At 31.9% G+C, this 4111-nt stretch carries 3 protein-coding genes and 1 riboswitch; of the genes, 1 reads left to right on the top strand and 2 read right to left on the bottom strand.

The window, feature by feature from the left end:
• Together B4L98_RS04040 and B4L98_RS04035 are read right to left on the bottom strand one after the other, a co-directional pair.
• On the bottom strand, window positions 1-358 hold a 358-nt coding region (locus B4L98_RS04040), incomplete at its 3' end, for a DUF190 domain-containing protein (protein ID WP_291077612.1).
• Window positions 359-368: 10 nt separating this feature from the next.
• Complete coding sequence (locus B4L98_RS04035; protein ID WP_291058623.1) at window positions 369-1676, bottom strand: voltage-gated chloride channel family protein; 1308 nt, start codon at window positions 1674-1676, stop codon at window positions 369-371.
• A gap of 31 nt (window positions 1677-1707) precedes the next feature.
• A riboswitch (Fluoride riboswitch) is annotated at window positions 1708-1776 on the bottom strand.
• 466 nt (window positions 1777-2242) lie between these two features.
• On the opposite strand from B4L98_RS04035, the gene B4L98_RS04030 reads away from it, so the two are divergent.
• On the top strand, window positions 2243-2884 hold the full coding sequence (locus tag B4L98_RS04030) for a DUF6266 family protein (RefSeq protein WP_291047619.1): 642 nt from the start codon (window positions 2243-2245) through the stop codon (window positions 2882-2884).
• Window positions 2885-4111: the final 1227 nt, after the last annotated feature.

Genomic DNA, 4111 nt, shown 5'->3' with positions numbered 1-4111 from the left:
TTAACAAGGGGAAGATTACACTCTCATTGAACAAAACAATATTTGCCTCAGAAAGTAATGCTTTGTTCTTTATTAAGTAATTTTTCAAATTTTTAGGTGTATCAATAAGTTCGAGGCAAACTGGGTTCTTGTTTGATGGAATTTCTGAAATATTAAAACTAATACTATCATTGTGCAAGTAACCTGCTTTAGCTATAAAGATTGCTGCTTGGTTAATGTTCATTTCTTTTGCTCTTTTCAAAAGTAATTGACCTAAATTATTATTCCAAAGTCTTTGCCAGAAAGACTGTCCTTTGGCTTGCTGTCCATAACCAAAATATATTCTCACTATATTTATATTATGTAATTCTGAGTTCATGTAAATGTTTTTAGAGTTCATTTAATCGTTTACCTTTTTGATTTAAAAATCTCTTATACTTTGGTTCACCAATCATTTGTTTATTATAAATACTGTTGTTACCAGAAATCAAATATGCAACAACACAAGCTATAGCAGCATATACTCCACAATCAACACCAAAAAGTTCAAGTGCCATAATACTACAAGCTAACGGCGTATTTGTTGCTCCTGCAAAAACTGCAACAAACCCCATTCCTGCTAAAAGTCCAATCGGTAATGGGATAAAAATACTTATTGCACTCCCCAAAGTAGCTCCAATAAAAAACAAAGGTGTTACCTCTCCTCCTTTAAAACCTGCTGAGAGTGTTAAAATGGTAAAAATCATTTTCAATAGAAAGTCATACGCTGGCAATTGCTCTTCAAAAGATTCAACAATTGTTGGTACGCCCAAACCAATATATTTTGTGGTACCAATTATCCAAACTGCAAGAGCTACGATTGTACCTCCTACTAAAGGACGAAAAGGTGGAAAACTTATTTTTGATTTAAAAATAGCACTTGTCTTATGCATAGATTTACTAAATGTTGCTGCACATATACCAAAAATAACACCTGCTATAATGGTAAAAAAAATGTTGAGAAATGAAATTTCAGGAACAAAATCGATATGATAATGTGTATGCTCAGTATGCCAAAGTTTGGTAACTAAATCAGCAATAATTGCGGACAAAAATGCAGGAAAAATAGCATCGTATTTTAATCGTCCTATTAAAAAAACTTCTAAACCAAAAATGGCTCCTGCTAATGGTGTGCCAAACACTGAACCAAAACCAGCTGAAATAGCTGAAATAATTAAAATTTTTCGCTCATATTCTATCAATCGAAATGGTTTACTAAATTGATCTGCAATTGCTCCTGCCATTTGTAATGCAGTTCCTTCTCTACCTGCTGAGCCTCCAAACATATGGGTAACAAGTGTTCCTATAAATACAAACGGAGCCATCCTAAAAGGAATTATTTCCTTTGGATTATGTATTGTGTCAATAAGTAAATTATTTCCAGCTTCAATGTTTTTACCAAAATAGTAATAAAGTAAACCAATAGAGAAACCACCAATCGGTAAAAATATAATTAACCATAAATGATTTTCACGATAATTTGTAACCCAATTTAATGATTGAAGAAAACCTGCCGAAGCACTACCTACACACAGTCCTATAAGAGAACATAAAAATGCCCATTTTAAAATATAAGGAATTGCAGGAAATTGTCTAAACAACAGATGTAACTGTAAATTTATTTTTTTGCTAAAAGATTTTGTCTGTTTTAATTGCATAACTACCTGATTAAAATGCTTAGATCATTTTATTTAATCAGGCGTCATCAGCTTTTTATAAAGCGGTTGGGTAAGGAAGAACACCATTTCCTTTTTATCTACTGCAAAATTAATATTTTTTTAAAAAAATCTATTAATTTAATCATGATTTTTTTCTCTGTAATCTTATATTTTCATTTAGTTATTGTCGAATTCATTAATAAAACAACTTCCGTTTCAAATAAAAATCTGTTTATTTTCCTTCACTTCACCCCTATTTTGTTCGACAATCCTTCGACACTTGTTCGACCGTTGTTCGACAAAACACCTCTTTTTCCGAACCGTTGTCGAAGGACACTCGAACAACACTCGAACAAACCCTATTTCTACTTTTATCATTTTTGTCTCAAACCCTCTCTAATAAAGGAAAGTTGTGTTTTCTGTCTTTTTTCATTTCTCCTCCATACCGGACAAAAATGGACAATAGCGGTCATTAATGGTCTATACTAGACATGGTGTCTTACAAACTTCAAAACCAATGCATTATTCCACTAACTTGCTGCTACATAACATAAAAAATTAAGATTATGGCCGAAATTAAAAAAGGAATCCTTGGCGGATTTTCAGGAAAAGTAGGAACAGTGATTGGTGTCAACTGGCGTGGAAAGGATATTATCCGAAGTCTACCAAAAGCATCAAAAAAAGCACCCACAGAGGAGCAATTAATTCAAAGGGTTAAGTTTAGGAAAACCATCAATTTTTTGCAACCATTGCGCTCTATCCAAAACATGTATTTTGGGAATAAAGTAGGTAAACAATCGCGTTTCAACAACGCAACTTCCTATACCCTAACCAATGCTGTAGAAATGGTACAAGATTTACCTGTTATTATCGTAGCACGTGTTCTCATTACCAAAGGCGAATTGTTAGATTTTCAGCTTCCAGAACTTGATGCCACAACAGCTGGTATATTTAGTTTTAGTTGGGAAGACAATTCGGGGCAAGGAAATGCGAAAGAAACGGATCTTGTAAACGTAGTTTGCTATTGCGAAGAACTAAATAGCTTCTACATTTCCGAAGAAATTGCAACCCGTGATATGCTTGTAGCAAGTATTAATTTACCTACACCCTATCAAAACAAGGAAATTGATGTGTGGATCTACCTCAACACAGAGAAAAGAACACAAGCCAGTACAAGTATGTATTTAGGGAAACACGAGGTGTTATAACAAGCATATGATCTCAGTTCTATCTACTGTTTGTTTAGTCATTACCGAGAATAAGGTTTTAGAAATAGAATTTTATTCTTGGAATTTTTTTTGTTTTAATGCCATAGTGGAAATGTATTATGTATTATGTATTATGTATTATGTATTATGTATTATGTATTATGTATTATGTATTATGTATTTGAAAAAGAATTAAGAAACCGGCATTAAAACTCACACGTTAAGAAAATGGTTGAATGTAACGTAAAAAAGGTTTTAGCCCGTAGGGTTTTTAAAATCTTTAGTGGAATGAGAACATTTTTAGTAGAGAGGTTTACAGCCAAGAGTTTTTTGATTACTTTTTTGCTCTCAAAAAAGTGATAGAAAGATTATTCTCGTTTTTCAAAACTATATTTCATTGATTTTTTATTCATGAGTTATTATTGTTTTTAAATGAATTCATATGCCCTTCGGAGAAGTCTTGACACAAAAACATTTGAAATTAAAAATTTGAAATTAAGAGGAGAAGCTCCTGTGGAGCTTAGGTACATATGTTCATTTTTTCCTTGATGAAAAAAAGAACCAAAAAAGTCAAGTCGGTGCTTACAAGTCGGTCAATAACGACTACTCGCTAAATGCTTTAAATCATTCACATATAAAATGTAAACAGTAAATCATTTTAACACTCGCTACGTCGAATTGACACTCGACTCTTCAGCAATGACGGTTTTTGAAATTCATTGTTAAAATGAATTTGATTTAGAAAAGAAGTAATGGAAAGATTCTGCACTTAGAGTACCTCAGTGACCATTTTAAATTCTTACTTTCATTTTTTGCTCATCCAAAAAACGAAACAAAAAAAGATGCCGACAGTAGTCTCTCAATGATTCAACTAACTAAATTATTTCCATAAAGTTGGCAACTCGTTTCACTCATACACTCCAACTTTTATATTCTAATAATTTAGAGTTGAATTACATTTCGATTCTAAATCGTCGGATTTTAAATTCCTATTCATTAACAATAAATCAACGTAAAATATTAAAGGTCAATAAATAAACATTCTTAAATAAGGACGGTTTTTAAATTCATTGTTAAAATGAATTTGAATATTGAAAAAGAATTAAGAAAACGGCATTAAAACTCACACGTTAAGAAAATGATTGAATGAAACGTAAAAAAGGTTTTAGCCCGTAGGGTTTTTAAAATCTTTAGTGGAATGAGAACATTTTTAGTAGAGAGGTTTAC

This window comes from Empedobacter sp. UBA5528 (assembly GCF_002426075.1).
Taxonomy (GTDB): Bacteria; Bacteroidota; Bacteroidia; order Flavobacteriales; family Weeksellaceae; genus Empedobacter; species Empedobacter falsenii_B.
Note: the sequence above shows the minus strand (reverse complement) of the source record. Positions and strands in the feature narration are given on the sequence as shown.